17 protein-coding genes are annotated in these 18,870 nt (G+C 59.8%); 10 read left to right on the top strand and 7 right to left on the bottom strand.

Annotation, left to right across the window (positions count from 1 at the left end):
• Positions 1-41 precede the first annotated feature (41 nt).
• The 6 genes from ADS46_RS17685 (at position 42) to ADS46_RS17660 (ending at position 6,638) form a co-directional block, all read left to right on the top strand.
• The gene (locus ADS46_RS17685) at positions 42-746 is read left to right on the top strand and encodes a response regulator (protein WP_066322381.1); all 705 of its coding nucleotides are present in this window, start codon (positions 42-44) and stop codon (positions 744-746) included.
• A gap of 80 nt (positions 747-826) precedes the next feature.
• Positions 827-2,230 carry an ATP-binding protein gene (locus ADS46_RS17680; protein ID WP_156524540.1) on the top strand — a complete coding sequence of 468 codons (1,404 nt, stop codon included), beginning with the start codon at positions 827-829 and terminating at the stop codon, positions 2,228-2,230.
• Between the two features lie 106 nt (positions 2,231-2,336).
• A complete protein-coding gene (locus tag ADS46_RS17675) occupies positions 2,337-3,617 on the top strand; it encodes an ABC transporter substrate-binding protein (protein WP_066322354.1) in 1,281 nt (426 codons plus the stop codon).
• 81 nt (positions 3,618-3,698) lie between these two features.
• A complete protein-coding gene (locus ADS46_RS17670; protein ID WP_066322352.1) occupies positions 3,699-4,625 on the top strand; it encodes a carbohydrate ABC transporter permease in 927 nt (308 codons plus the stop codon).
• The gene (locus ADS46_RS17665) at positions 4,618-5,496 is read left to right on the top strand and encodes a carbohydrate ABC transporter permease (protein WP_066322350.1); all 879 of its coding nucleotides are present in this window, start codon (positions 4,618-4,620) and stop codon (positions 5,494-5,496) included. Before ADS46_RS17670 ends, ADS46_RS17665 begins: the two co-directional genes overlap by 8 nt.
• A gap of 20 nt (positions 5,497-5,516) precedes the next feature.
• The gene (locus tag ADS46_RS17660) at positions 5,517-6,638 is read left to right on the top strand and encodes an ABC transporter ATP-binding protein (protein WP_066322347.1); all 1,122 of its coding nucleotides are present in this window, start codon (positions 5,517-5,519) and stop codon (positions 6,636-6,638) included.
• A 67-nt stretch (positions 6,639-6,705) separates the two neighbouring features.
• On the opposite strand, the gene ADS46_RS17655 is transcribed toward ADS46_RS17660, so the two are convergent.
• From ADS46_RS17655 to ADS46_RS17640, 4 genes are all read right to left on the bottom strand, one after another.
• The gene (locus ADS46_RS17655; RefSeq protein ID WP_066322343.1) at positions 6,706-8,346 is read right to left on the bottom strand and encodes a BCCT family transporter; all 1,641 of its coding nucleotides are present in this window, start codon (positions 8,344-8,346) and stop codon (positions 6,706-6,708) included.
• Between the two features lie 104 nt (positions 8,347-8,450).
• On the bottom strand, positions 8,451-9,500 hold the full coding sequence (locus ADS46_RS17650) for a YcjF family protein (RefSeq protein WP_066322339.1): 1,050 nt from the start codon (positions 9,498-9,500) through the stop codon (positions 8,451-8,453).
• The gene (locus ADS46_RS17645; protein ID WP_066322335.1) at positions 9,497-10,885 is read right to left on the bottom strand and encodes a YcjX family protein; all 1,389 of its coding nucleotides are present in this window, start codon (positions 10,883-10,885) and stop codon (positions 9,497-9,499) included. The genes ADS46_RS17650 and ADS46_RS17645 overlap by 4 nt, the downstream gene beginning before the upstream one ends.
• A 32-nt stretch (positions 10,886-10,917) precedes the next feature.
• A complete protein-coding gene (locus ADS46_RS17640; RefSeq protein WP_066322332.1) occupies positions 10,918-11,787 on the bottom strand; it encodes a D-hexose-6-phosphate mutarotase in 870 nt (289 codons plus the stop codon).
• A 127-nt stretch (positions 11,788-11,914) separates the two neighbouring features.
• On the opposite strand from ADS46_RS17640, the gene ADS46_RS17635 reads away from it, so the two are divergent.
• Complete coding sequence (locus ADS46_RS17635) at positions 11,915-12,157, top strand: GlsB/YeaQ/YmgE family stress response membrane protein (RefSeq protein WP_066322329.1); 243 nt, start codon at positions 11,915-11,917, stop codon at positions 12,155-12,157.
• Between the two features lie 77 nt (positions 12,158-12,234).
• On the opposite strand, the gene ADS46_RS17630 is transcribed toward ADS46_RS17635, so the two are convergent.
• Both ADS46_RS17630 and ADS46_RS17625 read right to left on the bottom strand, forming a co-directional pair.
• Positions 12,235-12,825, bottom strand: coding sequence for a FlgO family outer membrane protein (locus ADS46_RS17630; protein ID WP_066322328.1), 591 nt, complete (start codon positions 12,823-12,825; stop codon positions 12,235-12,237).
• A 4-nt stretch (positions 12,826-12,829) separates the two neighbouring features.
• Complete coding sequence (locus tag ADS46_RS17625) at positions 12,830-13,564, bottom strand: hypothetical protein (RefSeq protein WP_420706145.1); 735 nt, start codon at positions 13,562-13,564, stop codon at positions 12,830-12,832.
• A 116-nt stretch (positions 13,565-13,680) separates the two neighbouring features.
• Here ADS46_RS17625 and ADS46_RS17620 point away from each other — a divergent pair, with 116 nt between their 5' ends.
• From ADS46_RS17620 to ADS46_RS17610, 3 genes are all read left to right on the top strand, one after another.
• A complete protein-coding gene (locus ADS46_RS17620) occupies positions 13,681-14,670 on the top strand; it encodes an OmpA family protein (protein ID WP_066322327.1) in 990 nt (329 codons plus the stop codon).
• A 423-nt stretch (positions 14,671-15,093) separates the two neighbouring features.
• The gene (locus ADS46_RS17615) at positions 15,094-16,002 is read left to right on the top strand and encodes an HAD-IIB family hydrolase (RefSeq protein WP_066322325.1); all 909 of its coding nucleotides are present in this window, start codon (positions 15,094-15,096) and stop codon (positions 16,000-16,002) included.
• A complete protein-coding gene (locus ADS46_RS17610) occupies positions 15,999-17,219 on the top strand; it encodes a glycosyl transferase (RefSeq protein WP_066322323.1) in 1,221 nt (406 codons plus the stop codon). Before ADS46_RS17615 ends, ADS46_RS17610 begins: the two co-directional genes overlap by 4 nt.
• A 62-nt stretch (positions 17,220-17,281) precedes the next feature.
• Here the strand turns inward: ADS46_RS17610 and ADS46_RS17605 are convergent, their stop codons facing one another.
• Entirely contained in the window at positions 17,282-18,868 is a 1,587-nt protein-coding gene (locus ADS46_RS17605; RefSeq protein ID WP_066322321.1) for a methyl-accepting chemotaxis protein, read from the bottom strand.
• Between the last annotated feature and the right edge of the window lie 2 nt (positions 18,869-18,870).

The raw sequence follows: 18,870 nt of genomic DNA, 5'->3' as shown, positions 1-18,870 counted from the left end.
CCGCCACCCCGACATCGTCCCCCCCGACCAAGCCCGCCACGCTGTTCGTGGTCGACGACGACCCGGAAATTTGTGAGCTGCTGGGAGATTATCTGGGCCGTCATGGCTATCATGTGCTGACCGCTCAGGATGCCGCTGCGTTGAGAGCCCTTATGCAGCAGACGTCGGCAGATCTGCTGATCGTCGATCTGATGCTGCCGGGGGACGATGGCTTTTCGATCTGCCGGGAGGTTCGCAAACAAAGCGACGTGCCGATTATCATGCTCACCGCCAGTGCCGATGAAACCGACCGTATTCTGGGCCTGGAGTTGGGCGCCGATGACTATCTTGGCAAGCCGTTCAACCCGCGCGAATTGCTGGCGCGCATCAAGGCCGTCATGCGTAGAACCCGTCCCGCTCAAGCCGCGCCCAGCGCCGACCAGGCGCGCTGCGTCAGCTTCGGTGGCTGGGAGCTGGATCGTATGACCCGCGAACTGATCGACCAGCAGGGCGAACGCACGGCGTTGTCCGGGGCCGATTTTCAACTGCTTCAGGTCTTCCTTGAGCGCCCCGCCACCGTGCTGTCCCGGGATGATCTCTATGCGCTGACCCGCGGTCGTGACGCTCCACCGCTGGACCGCTCGATCGATGTCCATGTTTGCCGGTTACGCCAGCGGCTGGGCGAGGATGCCCAGCACTCGCAGTTGATTCGTACCGTCCGGGGAGCGGGTTATATCTTAACCGCCCGTGTCGATGCGCTAACGTGACCCCTTCGCGCTGGCAAACCCTCAAGCGGCGTGGTGCGCGCTGGTTGCCGACCACGTTACGCGGTCGCTTCGTGATTATCATGCTGGCGGGGGTGTTGGTTGCTCAGGTGGCAAGCTATGCGATCTGGACGTCTCAGGTGCGTTCCAGTCAGTTGCGACAGCTGGATGAGCTGTCCACCAATATGGCGTTCAGTATCGCGTCCACGATGCAGTATTTTCGTTCCTTGCCCTATGAGTACCGGCACATCGTGCTCGACCAGTTGCGCAACATGGGTGGCACGCGCTTTTTCGTCAGCATCAACGAGCGGCGCTTGACCATCGAGGATATTGGCTCGGGCCCGGAAAAGCAGGTGGTGGTGGATAACGTTCGCAATATTCTCACCGAGCAGCTCAATATCGACGACGTGGTGGTGGAGTTCTCCCGGCCCGAGACGCTTCGCGTCTTGAATAACGAAGTGTTACTCAAGGACTTGCCGCCGCGCTGGGGCCAGCATAGCCTGCTGATGGAGCCACTTTCGCCCCCGATTCTGGTGGTCCAGCTGGAGCTGGCGCCCGACACCTGGCTGTACGTGGCCACGCTACTCGGCGTGCCGGATATCTTTTCGGGGTATCGATGGCTGTCCGAAGAGCGCGTGCTAGTGGGTCTTCTGGTGCTGCTCAGCGTGATTGCGCTGTCACTGCTGGGGATTCGCAGCGCGACCCGCCCGTTGGCGCGGCTCTCCAGAGCGGCACTGCAGCTTGGCGACGACCTGGATATGCCCCCCCTCAAGGAGAGCGGGCCCAAAGAGGTCGCCGCCACCGCGGTGGCATTCAACCGCATGCAGCAGCGTATTCGCGAGCAGATCGAAGAACGCGAGCGGTTGTTTTCGGCCATCTCCCATGATCTGAAAACGCCGCTGACGCGCCTGCGCCTGCGTGCCGAAATGCTCGACGACGAGGTTCAGCGGGAGCGCTTCTGTGCGGCTCTGGATGAGCTCGATGGTCTGGTCAAGGGCGCGCTGGCGTCGGTAAAAGGCCTGGACCTGCACGAAGTGCCAGAGCCTTTGGACCTTGAAACACTCATCGACGACATCGCCGGGGAACTTCGACTCCAGGGCGGGCGCGTGACCGTGCAGGGCAAGGCCGCACCGCTCACGGTCAAGCCGATGGCCTTCAAGCGCTGCTTGGCGAACCTGCTGGAAAATGCCGTCTTCTATGGGCAGCACGCGGATGTATCCCTGGCGGACCAGGCGGGCGTCGTGACGATCAAGGTTCGCGACCACGGCCCTGGTATTCCGGACGACCAGCTGTCCCGTGTGTTCTCGCCGTTCGTTCGCCTGGAGCCGTCGCGCAGCCGCCACACCGGGGGCAGTGGGCTCGGCCTGGGCATTGCCCGCCATATCGCCCGCGCCCACGGCGGCGATATTCAGCTTGCCAACCATCCCCAGGGCGGGCTGTGCGTCACCCTGACGATCCCTCACCATGAAACTATTACCGATTTGTAATAAACCTTAAACACTATGCAGGACTCGGTAACGCCCATGGAAGCGTATTTACAGTACGCTGTTGAATGTCATTGACCATACACAACAACAACAGCAGGAGTTACCCATGCCCATGTTGAAGAAAACCGCGTTGAAGAAAACCTCCCTGGCCCTTGCCACCACGCTCGCAGGCCTCACCATGATCGGTCAGGCGCAGGCCAATGAGGTTGAAGTACTGCACTGGTGGACCTCCGGTGGCGAAGCCCGGGCGGCCAACGTGCTCAAAGACCTGATGGAAGCTGAAGGTTACGGATGGGAAGATTTTGCCGTCGCCGGTGGGGGTGGTGAAACGGCCATGACGGTGCTCAAGTCGCGTGCCATGTCGGGCAACCCGCCCTCGGCGGCACAGATCAAGGGACCCGAAATTCAAGAGTGGGGTGAGCTTGGCTTGCTCGGCAGCCTGGATGATGTCGCTGAGGCGGAAAATTGGGATGCGTTACTGCCCGAGGTCGTTGCCGACATCATGCAGTACGACGGCGAGTACGTGGCAGTGCCGGCCAACGTTCACCGGGTCAACTGGCTGTGGGCCAACCCGGAGGTACTGGATGACGCGGGCGTTGCAATGCCCACTACACTTGACGAACTGTTTGCCGCGGGCGAGGCCATTCGCGATGCGGGCTATATACCGCTAGCCCATGGTGGTCAGGCGTGGCAGGACGCTACCATCTTTGAAAGCGTGGTGATTGGCAGCCAGGGGGGCGAGTTTTATCAGCGCGCGTTGGTCGATCTTGACCCCGAGGCCCTGGGCGGCGAGCAGATGGTGGATGCGCTGGAGGACTTCAAGCGGTTGCGCACACTGATGGATGACGGCATGTCCGGTCGCGACTGGAATATCGCCACGGGGATGGTGATTGACGGTGAAGCCGCCATGCAGATGATGGGCGACTGGGCCAAAGGCGAGTTTACCGCTCGAGGCCTGACGGCGGGGGAAGACTATCTGTGTGCCCCGGCACCGGGCACCGAGGATGTCTTTGCTTTCAATATTGATAGCCTGGCGATGTTCCGGGTTACCGATGAAGCCGAGCTCGAAGCTCAACATGCGCTGGCCCGCCTGGTGCTTGAACCCACCTTCCAGGAAGCCTTCAATCTGGCCAAGGGCTCGATTCCCGCGCGGCCCGACCTGGACATGAGCGAGTTCGACAGCTGTGCGCAGCAGTCGCTCAGCGATTTCCAGCGCACCGCTGAAGAGGGCGGACTGGTGCCGAGCATGGCCCACGGTATGGCCGTACGTGCCGATATCCAGGGGGCTATCTTCGATGTGGTGACCAACTACTTCAACGACGACGACATGCAAGCCGAAGAAGCCGCTGAGCGGCTGGTCAACGCGGCTGAAGCAGCTTCGTTCTAACGTTCATTCGCAACCTGTATAGGCGCTGACCGGCGTCGCCGTGCTGGCGGCGCCACCGCTTCCCGGCGAGGACGTTTCCCCATGAAAAACACTTCTACGGCGCGTGCCGGGCAACCTGCTCCGCGTGCCTCGACCTCGAGTGGGTGGCAGGCGTGGCTACCACGCCTGGTGCTTGCCCCTTCCGTGGCCATTTCGCTGTTCTTTGTTTACGGCTTCATGCTGTGGACCTTTATTCTGTCGCTGACCAGCTCGCGTATGCTGCCCAGCTATGACTTTGTCGGCTTTGGTCAGTATGCCCGGTTGATGCAAAACGATCGCTGGTGGGTGGCATCCACCAACCTGATGATTTTCGGCTCGCTGTTCGTGGTGATTTGCCTGGTGATTGGTGTGCTGCTGGCGATGCTGCTCGACCAGAAAATCCGCCAGGAAGGCGCACTGCGAACGATTTACCTCTACCCCATGGCGCTGTCGTTTATCGTCACCGGGGTCGTCTGGAAGTGGCTACTGAACCCCAGTCTGGGGATTCAGGCCATGGTACGCAGTTGGGGCTTCGAGTCGTTTCGCTTTGACTGGCTGGTCGATTCGGACATGGTGATTTACACCCTGGTGATTGCCGCTGTATGGCAGGCGTCAGGGTTTGTCATGGCGCTGTTTTTAGCTGGATTGAGGGGCATTGACGACAGCATCATCAAGGCCGCCCAGTTGGATGGCGCCAGCCTGCCAAGGGTTTACTGGCGAGTAGTGATGCCTTGCCTGCGCCCCGTGGTGTTCAGCGCGGTGATGATCCTGGCGCACATTGCCATCAAGAGCTTTGACCTGGTGGTTGCCCTGACAGGCGGTGGCCCTGGCTACGCGTCAGACCTGCCTGCCACCTTCATGTACGCCCACGCGTTCAACCGGGCGCAGATTGGCCTGGGCTCGGCGAGCGCCATGCTGATGCTGGGCGGCGTACTGGCCATTCTGATTCCGTACCTGTATTCCGAATTGAGGAGCCGTCGGCATGGCTAATGTGATTCGTCGTCAAACGCTGGCCGCGCGCGTCAGTCGGCTAGCGGTATACAGCGTGCTGATCCTTGCGGCCCTGTTCTATCTCTTGCCGCTGGCGGTGATGCTGATGACCTCGGTGAAACCGCTCAGTGAAATCAGCGCCGGTACACTGCTGACGCTGCCGCAAAACCCGACGCTGGCGCCATGGACCAAAGCCTGGGGCGAAGCCTGTACCGGTATGCGCTGCGATGGGGTCGGCGGCTACTTCTGGAATTCCTTTGCGATTGTGATTCCCGCCGTGCTGATCTCCACCACGATTGGCGCCCTGAACGGCTACGCGCTGACCAAATGGCGCTTTAAAGGCTCGGAACTGGTTTTCGCGCTGATGCTGTTCGGCTGTTTCATTCCGTTTCAGGTCGTATTGCTACCCATGGCGCAAACCCTGGGGTGGCTGGGTATTTCAAGCTCCCGTGCGGGGTTGGTTCTGGTGCACGTGGTGTTCGGGATTGCCTTTACGACGCTGTTTTTCCGCAACTTTTATGTCGGTATTCCCAATGAACTGGTATCAGCGGCAAAGCTGGATGGCGCGGGGTTCTTCCGTATCTTCTGGCGAATTCTGCTGCCTGTCTCGACGCCGATCATCGTGGTCTCGGTGATCTGGCAGTTTACCCAGATATGGAACGACTTTCTGTTCGGCGTGGCATTCTCCGCCCACAACACCCAGCCCGTCACCGTGGCCCTCAATAATCTGGTCAATACCTCCACCGGCGTACGCGAATACAACGTGGACATGGCCGCGGCAATGATAGCCGCGCTGCCCACCCTGGTGGTGTACGTGCTGGCCGGTAAATACTTCGTGCGCGGGCTCACGGCAGGCTCGGTGAAAGGCTAACAATAATAGGCAGACCCATTATGGCAGCGTTAGAAATACACAATGTGAGCAAAGATTTCGGCAGTGAAAGCGTGCTGAAAGATGTCAGTATCTCAATCGATTCCGGCGAGTTCCTGATACTGGTGGGGCCGTCGGGCTGTGGTAAATCCACGCTGATGAACGCCATTGCCGGGCTTGAACCGGTTACCAGCGGCAATATTTATATCGATGGCGAAGACGTCACCTGGCGCCCCCCGGCTGATCGGGATATTGCCATGGTGTTCCAGTCCTACGCCCTCTACCCGAGCATGACGGTGCGTCAGAACATCAGCTTCGGGCTTGAAATGCGCAAGGTGCCCAAAGCTGAACGCCAGCAGGCAGTCGAGCGCGTCGCCGATCTACTGCAGATCACGCCGCTGCTCGAGCGCAAACCTTCGCAGCTGTCCGGCGGGCAGCGTCAGCGGGTGGCCATGGGGCGTGCGCTGGCCCGCGAGCCCAAGGTTTATCTGTTTGATGAGCCGCTATCCAACCTGGATGCCAAGCTGCGGGTGGATATGCGCACCGAGATCAAAAAGCTCCACCAGCGTTTGGGCACAACCATTGTTTACGTGACCCACGACCAGGTTGAGGCGATGACGCTGGCTGACTGCATAGCGGTCATGCGCGACGGACATATTCTGCAGCTAGGCAGCCCCGACGAGGTGTACAACAACCCGGTGGACATGTTCGTGGCCGGCTTCATGGGGTCACCATCGATGAACTTTATCAGCGCGATGCTCGAGCGCGATGGGGACGGCTATGCGCTACGTATCGCCACGCCGGATGAGGAGGATTTATGCCTGCCCTGGCCAACGGCACGGGTCACGGACGCCATGACCGAACAGCTAGGCAAGCCGGTGATTCTGGGCCTGCGCCCCGAGCATTTCAGCGAGGAGGATGAACGCTTGAGCGCCCAGGCAGAAGGCACCTTGCTGAATGCCAGCGTCACCGTCGTTGAGCCCACCGGCGCTGATATACTGCTGCGCCTGCCACTGGGTGAGCAAGAAGTGACGGCGCGGGTAGGGCCCAAGTGTGCCGTTTCCCCCGGTGAACGCCTGGCGCTTCGGGTGGATATGGCCCGGGCGATCCTGTTCAACGCCGAGACCGAGAAGCGACTCGCGTAAGCCTTCAAACCTGCGGACAAAAAAAGCCCTGCCAGATCAGCAGGGCTTTTTCGTCACCGTTTTTCCTTCAACTGCGTAAGTGCCGCAATTCGCCATTGAGCGCCTTGATGATCGAGTAGCACATCACCAGGAGTACGATGGAGAACGGAATTGCGGTGGCGGTGACGCCCGCCTGAAGCGCTGACAGGCCACCGCCGATGAGCAGCACGATCGCGATAAGACCCTCCACGATAGCCCAGAACATCCGCTGCGGCCGTGGCGCATCGATCTTGCCACCGGCGGTGATGGTATCGATCACCAGGGAACCGGAGTCCGAGGAGGTGACAAAGAAGATCAGCGCCAGGATGATGCCAAGGGTCGACATCAGGCCGGTCAGCGGCAGTTCGTTGAGCATGCCGAACAGCGAAAGCTCGGGCCTGTAGCTGTCGATCACATACTCCTTGACCAGGCTGGCGGCAGGATTGGCGTAGAGCTGATCGAGCGCGGTTGAGCCGAAGACACCCATCCAGATAAAGATGAACAGGCTGGGTACCAGCAGCACGCAAAGCACGAACTCGCGCACCGTGCGGCCCCGCGACACCCGCGCGATGAACATTCCGACGAACGGTGCCCAACTGATCCACCACGCCCAGTAGAAGATGGTCCAGGACTGGCGATAGGCATCGTCGTCACGGCCGAAAGGTGCTGATAATGGCAAAAAGTCAGTCACATAGGTGGCAAGCCCTGACCAGAACCCGCTGAGCGCGACCAGGGTGGGACCGGCGAACAGCACGAAAAAGAAGAACAGGACAGCCAGAATCATGTTGATCTCGGAGAGCTTCTTCAAGCCGCCCTCGAGCCCGCGCCAGACCGACACCAGCGCCACTGCGGTGACCATAATGATGACGATGACCTGGGTAAAGGTACTCACTTCCAGGCCGAAGACGAAGTTCATCCCCGCATTGGCCTGCTGGGCCCCAAGTCCGAGGGAGGTCGCCAGCCCAAAGAGGGTGGAAAACACCGCCAGAATATCGATGACATGCCCCCACCAACCCCAGACGCGCTCGCCGAGGATGGGAAAGAACGCCGAGCGGATGGAGAAAGGCAGTCCCTTGTTGTAGGTAAAGATGCTCAGAGCCAGTGCCATCACCACATACACCGCCCAGCCGTGAATACCCCAGTGCAGATAGGTACCGGCAAGGCCCAGCGCGCTGGCGTCGGCAATGGCGTCAGGGTTCAGTTCGCCATCGCCCCCGAACGGAGAAGTGACGCCTAAGGGCAGGGAGACGTTGGCATGGTAAACCGGCTCCAGCACCCCGAAGAACAGCAGGCCGATGCCGATCCCCGCGGTGAACAGCATCGCGAACCAGGAGAGATAGCTATGCTCCGGCCGGGCATCAGGCCCGCCCAGCCTGACCGACCCGTGGGGAAGGACGACCAGCGCCAGGGAAAACAGAATAAAAAAGTCCACGATGATCATGAAGTACCAGTCCAGTTTACCTGTGGAAAAGGCGACGATGGACTGGAAAGTGCTGCCTGCACGCTCGGGAAAAAGCAGGGTGAGCAAGATGAAAATGACGGACGCAATCGCTGATACTGCAAAGACCCGGTTGTGAATATCGAAACCAAAGGGGCCGAATTTTCCCGAGATATTATCCTGGCCAACGACATAATCCGTCTGCATGTCGTCTGCCATGGGCGGAGATTCGGAATCGCTTGAATCGTTCATGAAAGATTTCTCCTCATTCAAGAATGGTGAGACAAGCGACCATCGTGGCGGCAATCAGCGTTGAAACCTAACGGGCTTTCAACGGAAGCCGCCTTTCAGGGCGTTTACGGCCGGGATGAGCGGTCTTGGGGCGTGGCTTCCTTGTCGAGGCGCTTGATCTGTCGCCACAGGTCCTGGCGCAAGTCGCTGAGCCTGGGTTGCTCTTCGGCGGTAAACGCCACCGGGCGGCAAAGCCGCTGAGCGCGCAGCCCAAGGCGGGCGCTGAGCAGCCCGGTGGCGAGGCCCTGGCCAGCCCGTGCGGACAGGCGACTGGCCAGATCCAGCGAGAGCATGTCCATGCTGGCCTCGGTGGCCAGCTCGCTTGCCCCGGCAAACGCCATGTTATGCAAGACGTGGCGAAACAGCCGCAGGCGGCTGGCATAGCCCAGTTCAAGGCCATAGAGGCGGCATAGCCGATCCACCATCGCCAGGCTGCGCCAGGCCACAAGCGCCATATCGACCAGCGTCAGCGGGCTCACCGCGACCATGATGGCGGTTTCGCCGGACATCCGCGTAATCAGGCGCTGCGCTTCCCGATCCCGGGGGGCGAGGAGGTGGTAGCGCAATAGTGTCTGGATCTCTTCGCCGCTATGGTGTGGCTGACAGGCGTGTTTGAACGCTTGCCAGTGCGGGTCGTCGTCGGCCAGCTTGAGCTGGCGTTTGAGCTGTTCGGCCATCTGCTGGGCTTGCTTGGCAGAGCGCTCAGGCAGCTCGGCCAGGTCGCTGCGCAGCCGGTCGTGACGTTTTAAGCGTCTTAAGCGGCTCAACTCCTTGAGCAACGATAACCCACCCAGCCCGATCAACCCGATGCCGAATGCCTGCCAGGCCGTCGCCAGCCATTGGGATTGGGCCAGCGCCTCGGGAATACCCGTCGCCAGTTCCAGGGTACCCAAGACGGCGCCACCGCCAAGTGCCAGCATCAGCCCCCAGCGGCGTTTGCGCGGCGCGCCTAACCGAGCCTCGGGGAGGGCCTTTTCCTCGGCGGAAGGCGGCAGGGGCTGGTGGTGGTCGGTAGGTGCGAAGGTTTCACGCTGGCGCAGCTCGGCATCAGCCCCATTGTGGGTTGCCTGGGGCTCATCGAGGTTGAAGTGTCGACGTGGCTGTGGGGTGGTCATGTGAGTTTATCTCCAATCAGCCAATCGATAGCGGCGTCCATGCGAATGTGACCAAGGGCTTCAGACCGTATATCCATGGGTCGAAAGCTGGGGAAGTCGAAGCCTTGCTGTTGCCAGAAGTCGTGCGTTGGTAAGCGGGGTGGTACATCGCCGGGATATACCAGGACGCCTTCCCCCTCAAGCGTGGTGCCCCGCAGAGCGGGCGAGCGCTGACCGTTATGAACCACTTCGCGGGCTTCGGTGGCGCGAATCGCGGCCAGCGAAAGCGCCTTGACGGGAATGTTGGCAAAGCGCAAATCCTTGAGGGGTTCCGCCAGCAAGGCTTCAAGCAGTTGAACGACATGGTCGTGCTGGTCGGGGGTGACATGGTCCGCCTTGGTAGCGGCGATGGCCAGCTTATCGATCTTGGGGGCAAATAGCCGCGTCAGCAGGCTGCGCTGGCCATAATCAAAGCTGTGCATCAGCTGGCTGAGCGCCTGGGAGAGGTCCTCGAACCGCTCAGGCCCGGCATTGAGCGCACCCAATACATCCACCAGGACAATCTGGCGGTCAAAGCGGCGGAAATGGTCACGGTAAAAGGGGCGCACGACCTGCTGCTGGTAGTAGCGAAAGCGCGCCGCCAGGGTGGCATATAGGCTGTCAGGTGGAAGTGCCTCCAGTTCCTCTTTGGGCATAGTGAGCTGGGGAAGTGGAAAAAACTGTAACACCGGCGCCCCGTCCAGCTCGCCCGGCAATAAAAAACGCCCGGGCTGGAGGTTGGAGAATCCTGCCTGCTTGGCGCGTCGAAGGCCCTGTGCATAAGCTTCAGCAAGGCTTGCCAGCTGCCCTTCGTCGGCTTCGGCGGTGGGGTCGAGGGTTTCCACCTCGGTTAGCCATTCGCTGAACATGGCCCGGCGCTGGTCGCCTGAGTGCAGCGGCTGTGCCTGGCTCCAGCTGTAAAAGTCGTGCTGCAGCAGCGGTAGGTCGAGCAGCCACTCGCCGGGGTAATCGAATAAATCCAGCGTAAGGTGGGCGATGTCGGGCGTTAACCAGCCCTGTTGAGCGGGGCGGTAGCGTAACTGCAGGCGCAGTTCGCTGATCCCCCGGGTGGGCTCAGGCCAACGGGGCGGGGTATCGCGCAGCGCGGCCATTCCCGGGTCATAGGGAAATCTTGGCACGCCCAGGTCAGGCTGGTTAAGGCGCTGGGCGCCGAGCAAGCGCCCCTCGCGGGCTGCCGGTAGCAGGTCTAGCTGTGCTTCAACGCCAGCATGGCGGAGCTGATTGACCAGTGAGGTTAAAAAAGCCGTTTTGCCCGCCTGGGAGAGTCCGGTGACCGCCAGCCGAAGTTGGCGGTCGCGGCCACGTTCTATCAGGTTACTCAGCTCGCGATGAAACGGCTGGCGCATGGCGCGTTGTCCTCTATCAAGGTTTGCAAAGCTCAGGTTCTGCTCAGGGTGGTACCCAGCAGATGTTGGGCACCGGGGACCAGCCATACGGGATCCAGGCGGGTGTTGGCGGCCTCGACACACACAAAGCGTTTGGCGGCCTCGATAGAGGTATCGGCAGGGGGCTGTTGGTCCGGGTGCCACACCACGGTGGAATCGCTGGACTGTTTGCCGATGCGTAGCGTGCGCGGGCCGTCGTGTAGCATCACGGCTTCATTGGAGTGATAGATACGGTCGACCGCACCGCGAATGGCCAGGATGCCTTGCTGCTCGCTCTCCGCAAAGTCGCGCAGCTTGTCGAGATAGCGTGCGCCGGTCAACCCTTCCAGCCGACACTGGTGAGCATCGTCGACCGCGAGATAGGAATGCAGTGCGCCACTGACCTTTACCGGGCTTTCGCCCACGTTTTCCGTGATCAATTCCACCGCGAGCCGCTGGGCATTGGCCTGGATAACGGTGCGCACCGTCAGTTGGGAGTGCAACGGTTGCGTCGGTGAGAGGTGAAGTTCGATTCCCTCGGCATGTTCATCCGCCGCTTCCAGCCGCCAGTCGGCATGCCGGGCCAGGCCGTGGAAGGTGCCGCTCCGGTCGGGTGTTTCGTCAGCGTAGCGCTCATCGGCGAACCAGGGCCAGCAGAGCGGAATGCCGCCACGGATGGCGCCAGGCATGGGCTGTGGGGTGGGGGTTACCCATAGCCAGCCAAGATCATTGGGCGGTCGGAAGTGCAGTACCTGGGCGCCTTGCAGCGAGACGACCAGTTCCCCCCAGGGGGCGTTGAACAGTACAAGGTCGCGGCCTTGCCAGTGAGACGTTTGCTGGCCGTCTACACCATCAAGCAAGTGCTGGAGGGAGTCGGGAATCATAGGCAATCCTTTTTTCAGCGGGGCCACTGTCAATGAATATTAGCGCGGTACCTTAACGCTGTGTGCTATGTTAAAACACGCAAGGAAAACAGGATAACATTAACCACAGGTACGGAAAGGAGGCGACATGGGTTTCATTGCTTGGTTGATCATTGGTGGTCTGGCTGGCTGGATTGCCGGCAACATCATGCGAGGCGGTGGTTTTGGCCTGCTGGGCAATATTGGCGTCGGCATTGTGGGCGCCGTCTTGGGTGGTTTCCTGTTTAGCCTGTTGGGCCTGCAGGCCGGCGGGTTTATTGGGTCACTGGTAACGGCCATCGTCGGGGCGGTGGTATTGCTGTGGGTCATCAGTAAAGTGAAACAGGCCTAGCGCCCTAGTCGGCAACTAACCGTTGTGCACTTGCCACGAACCCGCGCCGTTAAGCGCGGGTTCGTGTGTTTGGGGCGTTACCAGCCGCCCTGGCCCTCAAGCAGGCTGCGCGTATTGTTGTTCAGCGCAAGCCTGAAGTCGGCACTGCCCAGGACCATGGCATCACTCGAGCGCACCACCCGGGCACTGACGTAGACGTAGTCCTGCCCCTGGGCATAGGTTCCCATCAGGATGGAGCGTGCATCGTGCTGGGCGCTCAGGCGTTGAACCTGCCGAGACAGGATCAGCTCGCCGACGCTTTCTTCGATAAACATGCTGTCGCGCATCTTGACCTCACGCACCTGCATGCCCTGGCGGCCCAGCGCCGATGCCATGAGTTCTGAACTGATACGTCCAAGCGTGGAGGATTGACTCAGGTTGTCGATGCTCACGAAAGTCGCGGCAATCATGGGGCTGTAACGTGTTATGTCAGGGTTGCTTGCCACCATCTGCTCAGCCGCTTTTTGTGTCAGCTCGGGCAGGTCTGGAGCAGGCTCCTGTTGTTGCGTATTACTGCCGCCAAGTGCACTACAGCCCGTAAGGCTCAATACGAAAAGGCCGACCGTCAACCATCGGGCAGCGGAAAGCAGGCGTGCTGAGTGCATAACGGCAAATGACATCGCAGACATGGCATTACCACCTATCCGTAATTGAAACCGAGGGCGTTGATGGCGCTGAAGGGGTGCGGTCGGGGGCATAGTGACGCCGGTCGCCGCTGTTAATGTAATAAATGTTCGACGATGAATAGAGAATTTGCTCACCGTCGAGAATCTGGGTGGTGACGATGATTTCTTCGTTACCGGTGTGTGTCCAGCTGCCGCTGGTGACGTCAGCGGCGATGGCGGCCGGGATGAGCCCCAGGGCGGGTTCTGCCCATTGGTTAATCGGTATCGCGGCCACGGCTATACCGCCTGCCAGGGCGGTGAATGCCCCCACGGGTGGGCGTACAAAGTCCCGGTCACGGTGCTCAACGACGTCAACGTCGATATGAACCTCGGCGCTGCTGGGCAGAGGCTGAGTGGTCAGGTTGGCGCCCCGGGAGACCAGTTCACTGGTGAGCAGCGTACGAAAGCCACGGCCAAATTCACCGCCACTGTAAGCGTGGGTGGCGTCTTGCGGGGCATCCGGGATGTATAAGTCACGGAAACGGACACGCTCGCGCTTCAGTATCTGTGTCGCCTCGTGGCGGGCGAGGACCTTCCAGTGATGGGCAGCCTGCATGCGCTGCTGCTCACTGTAGGGGTACGTCGTGGCGATGGGCGCTTGCGATGTATTGGCATAGAAGCAGCCACTTAGCGTCAGACAGGCCAGGCCGATGACAAGTGGGCGTAGCGCTGACGAGGGTATATCGATTTTACGGGTGCGCACCGGGTGGTTCCTTCTCGCTACGAAACGGCTTTTTGATAGACTAGGCAGCGCTAATGACAACGCCACGCATTAATAGTCGGCCAGGGAGCCAAAAACTTGAATGAGTAATCACACGGATGCTTGAAGATCACCGCAGTGGACCTCGCCACGACTCGCTCATGTCCCCCTACCGCGAAGATGACAGCGGTAGTATCTGGATGGTGAGCTACATCGATATCATGACGCTACTGGTGGCGCTGTTTGTGATCATTATTGCGGCAGCCGGTGCCACAAGCCCGACATGGATGGCAACAGAACCACCTCCCGAGCCGCTTTTTGATTCGCCACCGCCGCTTGAGGTACCGCTGCCAGAACCGCTGGCCAATATGCGTGATGAGCGAAGATATGCGACCAATTGGCTGGGGGGCGAGTTGCTGACCAGCACGATCACGGCGGCCCAGGGAGTGGCCGGACGCCCCAGACGAACCACGCGCGGTGTCCCCCCGCTGCTTGCCATGCCTGATCCGGTAGCGGAGCCACTGGCCGCGTTGCCTGAACCCCGTTTGCCGATGCCCTTGGTGCCGGTTGAGCAGTCAGCGCTTCAATTTCCGCTGGCTGATTATATGGTCGTCCTCACGGATAATCCCCCGAGTAATGTCGAGACGCTCAGCGATAATGCCATTGACGGTGCGTTGGCCCTGAGGGAGCAGGTGGAGAGCTCCCCTTATCTACCTGATTTAGAGGGTGTCGAGGTCTCACGGGTAGAAGAGGGCATCAGTTTGCGGGTGCAGGACAAGCTGCTGTTTCCCTCAGCGGAAGCGGAATTAACCGATGGTGGAAGCGCATTGATCAGCTCTCTGCTCGACACTATCCAGCGTTATGACGGTGAAGTATGGGTTGAGGGCCATACGGATAGTCGAACGATTGACACCCCTGAATATTCATCCAACTGGGCGCTATCCAGTGCTCGGGCGATCGCGATAGTGGAAGCCTTGGAAGCGGCTGGGGTTGCATCGGATCGCTTGCGTGCCGTTGGACTGGCGGCCACTCAATCCCTGGCAGATAATGACACGGCAGAAGGGCGGGCGCGTAATCGCCGAGTCGAAGTCGTCATCCATGTAGAATAAATGCCCGACAAAAAAAGCCCGCCGGGGAAGGCGGGCATAAAGGGCTTGGCTCACTGCAGCCCACTGGCAGAGGGGGTGGGGTGTACAGGGTTGCCAGTGGGTACAATTTCAGTATAGCTATTTATTGCGCCTTGCCAAGCTTTGTATTGGATTTTTTGTTATTAAATGTAACGCTCGGCGGCACTATCCTGGCGCGGCTGTGTTTTACCTGCCCTGTCTTATTGCACCAGAAAAGTGCACTGCAACTTGCGTCTCCGCTGAAACCGTTACCCCCTTCAGGTATTACCCCCTGTCACCTTATGGATATCAAAGCGTTAAAGGCGTTGGCACGTATTGTGCTAGGCAATAAAACACGCTGTCATCGCCATCTCTATCAAGTGGCGATTGAGTGCGTCCACCGCTTAGCAGTAGAGAGGCTGCGCCATGCTTGAACACGCCAGCGCTTCGGCGCCCCCCGACGACCGAGTGGACCCGCCGCGTCTTGTGGTCACCGACCTTGATGGCTCGCTGCTTGACCACCATAGCTATGACGCCTCCCCGGCAAAGGCCTGGCTGGCCCGATTAAAGCAGGCGAAGGTGCCGGTGATCCCCGTGACCAGCAAAACCCGTGCGGAACTGTTCCCCCTGCGTGAAGCGCTGGGGCTGACGATGACCCCGTTTGTGGCTGAAAATGGGGCTGTTATCGGCCTTCCGCCGGGGTGGTGTCATGCGCGGCTGGATCGGCCGGGCAACGGGCGTGACGGGATGGTTATCAAGCATCCAAGCGTTGATATTGGTTTTATTCGTGCCCGCCTTGACGTCTGGCGCAAGCGGCTCGGTTTGCGCTTTACCCCGATGAGCGAGCTTACCCTTGACGACTTGACCGGGCTGACCGGGCTCGACACTCACCAGGCACAGATGGCCCGCCAGCGGGAGGGTAGCGAGCCGTTGCTCTGGCACGATGATGACACCTCGCTTGAGACGTTTCGCCGCGCGCTGGAAGGTGACGGCCTGCAACTTACCCAGGGAGGGCGCTTTTATCACGTTATGGGGAGCGCATCCGACAAGGGGAGTGCGGTCACCTGGCTGGTCGGGCGATTCCGGGCGCTGCGCGGTCGTGAGCCGCTGTCCATCGGCTTGGGCGATGGTCCCAACGATGTGTCGATGTTAAACGCCGTCGATCAGGCGGTCGTGATCCGGGGTCACCATGATCTGAAGGTTGAACCCACTAATCCCCAGCTTTACCGAACGCGAGCCACTGGCCCAGAGGGCTGGGTAGAAGGCATGTCTCACTGGTGGGGTAAGGCGTTTGCTCCGACCAACCCGCGTGATGCAAAGGAGGTAAACGCATGAGTGATTTCCATCAGAACGGCGTCATTACCGATTTTCATAACCTGACCCGCCGCCCGGTCGAGGCGCTGGAAAAAGAGCTATGCCAGTTTGCCCGGCGGCGGCCCATGGGGCTGATCCTGCCATCGTTGTTTTCAGAGCTGGAAGGCCCGGCACTCTCGGCCATTGTCGATGAGCTGGTCAAGGTGCCCTATCTCGGCGAGATCGTGATTGGCCTGGACCGGGCCGACCGCGAGCAGTTCTTGTATGCGCGGGAGTTTTTCTCGCGCCTGCCGCAGCACACACGTATCTTATGGAACGACGGGCCGCGCCTGCGTGCCCTGGATGCCGAGCTGGAGCAGCACGGGCTGGGCGCATTAGAGCCTGGGAAAGGGCGCAACGTCTGGTATTGCGCGGGCTATGTGTTGGCCTCGGCGCGCTCGTCGGTAATTGGGTTACACGACTGCGATATTCTCACCTATGATCGCGGGCTGCTGGCGCGTCTGATGTACCCGGTCGCTCACCCGCGTTTTAACTACAGTTTCTGCAAGGGCTATTACCCCCGCATTGCCGAGGGAAAGCTCAATGGGCGCGTATCGCGGCTGATGGTGACGCCGTTGCTAAGGGCGCTTAAAACCGTGTGCGGTCCGTTACCTTACCTTGATTACCTGGACAGCTTCCGCTACCCACTCTCGGGCGAGTTCGCCATGCGCAGCGACGTGCTCGAGGGGATACGCATCCCGGCGGACTGGGGGCTTGAAATTGGCGTTCTCTCCGAGCTCCAGCGCAATTACTCGCCGCGTCAGCTTTGCCAGGTCGACATCGCCGATGCCTATGATCACAAGCACCAGCCGGTCAGTGAAGACAACCCCGACGCCGGGTTGAACCGCATGAGTCTGGATATCGCCAAAGCCCTTTACCGTAAATTGGCAACCCAAGGGATTACGTTCAGCAGTGAAGATTTCCGCACCCTGAAAGCCACCTACTACCGGCTGGCGTTGGACTTGATCGAGGCTTATGACCACGATGCGACCATGAACGGTTTGAGTCTTGATCGGCATAGCGAAGAGCAGGCCGTTGAACTCTTTGCCAGCAACCTGCTGGAAGCGGGTAACCTGTTTTTGGATAACCCCCGCGAACGCCCCTTTATCCCCAGTTGGAACCGTGTCCAGGCAGCGGTGCCTGACCTGCTCATGCGCATGCACGAAGCGGTAGAGCTGGATAATCAGGGCGATGTTTAAGGCGGTTTGAAGACTGGCTGGGCAGGCCATGTAAGGGGCTTGCCCAGCCGGAAAGGCTTTATTTAGCCATGGCGAGAGGAGGGGAGGGACTGTGTTGCCGAGGCTTGGTGGCCGGCAATTTGGAAATGCGCGACCCGCTGGCGTAGCTCAAAGCTGAGATCTGCCAGGCGTTGGGTGGCCCCGGTACTTTCTTGTACCAGCCCGGCATTTTGCTGGGTCATTTGATCCATCTGGGTGACGGCCTCGTTGACCTGCTCGATGCCGTAACTTTGTTCCTTGGTAGCCGCCGAGATTTCTTTCACCAACGTATCAAGCTGCCGAATATTGTCGACGATACCGCTAATCACGCTGCCGGTGTCGCGCACCTGGCGGGTGCCTTGCGTGATATGAGCGTCAGAATTGTCAATCAGTGTCTTAATCTCTTGGGCGGCCGTTGCCGAGCGGCTGGCCAGTTGGCGGACTTCACTGGCGACCACGGCAAAGCCGCGTCCCTGTTCGCCGGCCCGAGCCGCTTCAACAGAGGCGTTAAGCGCCAATATATTGGTTTGAAACGCAATCGAGTCGATCGTTTCGATGATACCGCTCATTTGTTTCGCGCTATCGTTAATCGTCGACATGGTATCAATCACGGACTCCATTGCTTCGCTGCCTTGCTGAGCACTGTCGGTGGTTTTGCTTGCCAGTTGGCTTGCGTGGTCAGCGTGTTCAGCGTTTTGTTTTACCGTTGCGGTCAGCTGTTCCATGCTGGAAGCCGTCTCGGCAAGTGACGCCGCTTGTTGCTCGGTACGCGTGGATAACTCTTCGTTAACGCCGACGATCTGTTCAACAGAGGTGTTCACGTTATCCGCACTATGGTGAATGCTGCCGATGGTGTCTGATAGCGTTTCACGCATGCGGTCAATATCAAACAGCAAGCTTTGCTGGTCCCGGGCGGAGAGCTTTGTCGTGCGCGTCAAATCGCCGTCGGCAATATGCCGGACCACGCTGGCGGCGTAGCGAGGATCACCCCCTAAACGGCGGGACACATCACGAATCACCCAGCCCATCAGCAGCGTCACCGGCACCCCGATAATCAACAAAATGACGCCCGAGCGGATTAGGCTCGATACAAACGCCGCATTGATATCATCGACATAAACGCCAGATGCCAGTGACCATCCCCATTCAGGCAAATGCGCCACATAGCTTAACTTGGGCACCTGCTCCTCGCCGCCCAAGCGAGTGGAGTAGTAACCTACGTGACCACCGCCTGCCTGCGCCATTTCAAGAAGATCGGCATACAGCCTTAGTCCGCTGGCATCCTGGTAGTCGCTCATGTCGGTACCAGCATCGCGACTGGGGTGGGAGACAATGCGCAGGTCGTTATCAAACGCAAAGACATATTCACCGTCGCCAAACCGGACGTTGGCGATATTATCAATAGCGCGTTCCTGCGCTTCTTCGAGGCTCAATTCCCCAGCCTCAACCTTTGCCTGTAGCGCTTCAATCTGGCTGTGCACGCCTTCAATGACGTATTGCAGGCTGTCACGGCGTTCACTCTCGATGGTCTGCCGGTTTTCCCATGCCAACCAGCCCACCAGTAACAGCATGGCACTCCAGATAATGGCGAGCGTACCCCATAGTTTTTGCGTCGTTGTCATACGCTTCATAA

Source organism: Halomonas sp. G11 (assembly GCF_001663515.1).
GTDB lineage: Bacteria > Pseudomonadota > Gammaproteobacteria > Pseudomonadales > Halomonadaceae > Vreelandella.
Note: the sequence above shows the minus strand (reverse complement) of the source record. Positions and strands in the feature narration are given on the sequence as shown.

Coding starts and splice junctions, on each gene's coding strand:
- ADS46_RS17680 (WP_156524540.1), top strand. CDS start 827: ATGCTGGCGGGGGTGTTGGTTGCTCAGGTGGCAAGCTATGCGATCTGG.
- ADS46_RS17675 (WP_066322354.1), top strand. CDS start 2,337: ATGCCCATGTTGAAGAAAACCGCGTTGAAGAAAACCTCCCTGGCCCTT.
- ADS46_RS17670 (WP_066322352.1), top strand. CDS start 3,699: ATGAAAAACACTTCTACGGCGCGTGCCGGGCAACCTGCTCCGCGTGCC.
- ADS46_RS17665 (WP_066322350.1), top strand. CDS start 4,618: ATGGCTAATGTGATTCGTCGTCAAACGCTGGCCGCGCGCGTCAGTCGG.
- ADS46_RS17660 (WP_066322347.1), top strand. CDS start 5,517: ATGGCAGCGTTAGAAATACACAATGTGAGCAAAGATTTCGGCAGTGAA.
- ADS46_RS17655 (WP_066322343.1), bottom strand. CDS start 8,346: ATGAACGATTCAAGCGATTCCGAATCTCCGCCCATGGCAGACGACATG.
- ADS46_RS17650 (WP_066322339.1), bottom strand. CDS start 9,500: ATGACCACCCCACAGCCACGTCGACACTTCAACCTCGATGAGCCCCAG.
- ADS46_RS17645 (WP_066322335.1), bottom strand. CDS start 10,885: ATGCGCCAGCCGTTTCATCGCGAGCTGAGTAACCTGATAGAACGTGGC.
- ADS46_RS17640 (WP_066322332.1), bottom strand. CDS start 11,787: ATGATTCCCGACTCCCTCCAGCACTTGCTTGATGGTGTAGACGGCCAG.
- ADS46_RS17635 (WP_066322329.1), top strand. CDS start 11,915: ATGGGTTTCATTGCTTGGTTGATCATTGGTGGTCTGGCTGGCTGGATT.
- ADS46_RS17630 (WP_066322328.1), bottom strand. CDS start 12,825: ATGTCTGCGATGTCATTTGCCGTTATGCACTCAGCACGCCTGCTTTCC.
- ADS46_RS17620 (WP_066322327.1), top strand. CDS start 13,681: ATGCTTGAAGATCACCGCAGTGGACCTCGCCACGACTCGCTCATGTCC.
- ADS46_RS17615 (WP_066322325.1), top strand. CDS start 15,094: ATGCTTGAACACGCCAGCGCTTCGGCGCCCCCCGACGACCGAGTGGAC.
- ADS46_RS17610 (WP_066322323.1), top strand. CDS start 15,999: ATGAGTGATTTCCATCAGAACGGCGTCATTACCGATTTTCATAACCTG.
- ADS46_RS17605 (WP_066322321.1), bottom strand. CDS start 18,868: ATGAAGCGTATGACAACGACGCAAAAACTATGGGGTACGCTCGCCATT.